An 833-nucleotide genomic window follows, 5' to 3' on the forward strand; every position below is an offset into this window, starting at 1 on the left:
CGCAGGAACGTACGCCAGTGCGTGAAGGTGCGGAAATCGTCAACGAAGCCGGCGAAATCATCGGCAGCGTATGCAGCGGTGGCTTTGGTCCGACCCTGGGCGGGCCGTTGGCGATGGGTTATCTCGACAGCGCTTATGTCGCACTGGGCACGCCAGTCTGGGCCATCGTTCGTGGGAAAAAGGTGCAAATGCTTGTAAGCAAAATGCCATTTGTTCCACAACGCTACTATCGTGGTTGATTGGCTGTTTCTATAAGTAACGCGATTGCGTTATGCGTGCACTAATGTGTAACGCAATCGCCACAAAAAAGTGCATTTTCTAACATCTGATTCGAATATGAACTTTGCTTATAACGATCGAAAACAATTGAACCCGGTGATCGTCTAAGCCAACACTAGTGAATTGACTAACTGCCAGTAAGCGCAGGAAAACCGGGCCTTCGCGGGGCTTGTTTTTTCTCCCGTAGTTGGCGTAGAGTTTGTCCACTGTGTTTGCATGGGTCAGCTTGGAATCGTGACCTGGGCAGTAGCCTACAAAGTTAGCTACATCCCGCTCGACGTCTTCTTACTCTCCTGCAACCAGCCCCAGTACTCTTTCATGAGAAAGAGACTGTCATCAATTTATGCGTCAAAGGAAATAAGAAATGTCGACACGTCAGAGCGGTACCGTCAAGTGGTTTAACGACGAGAAAGGTTTTGGTTTTATCACTCCAGAAAGCGGTCCGGATCTGTTCGTGCATTTCCGCGCCATTCAGGGCAACGGCTTCAAGAGCCTGAAAGAAGGCCAGAAAGTGACCTTCGTTGCTGTGCAAGGTCAGAAAGGCATGCAGGCTG

2 protein-coding genes are annotated in these 833 nt (G+C 50.1%); both read left to right on the top strand.

The features are described 5' to 3' along the window. Positions 1-239 (top strand): glycine cleavage T C-terminal barrel domain-containing protein (locus HT737_RS30305; protein ID WP_308810005.1); only part of this gene is annotated, 239 nt, incomplete at its 5' end. A 404-nt stretch (positions 240-643) separates the two neighbouring features. Then, positions 644-833, top strand: a 190-nt coding sequence (locus HT737_RS30310) for a cold-shock protein (RefSeq protein ID WP_182404663.1), incomplete at its 3' end; no start/stop codon positions are given.

Source organism: Pseudomonas sp. MD195_PC81_125 (assembly GCF_014060985.1).
Taxonomy (GTDB): Bacteria; Pseudomonadota; Gammaproteobacteria; order Pseudomonadales; family Pseudomonadaceae; genus Aquipseudomonas; species Aquipseudomonas parakoreensis.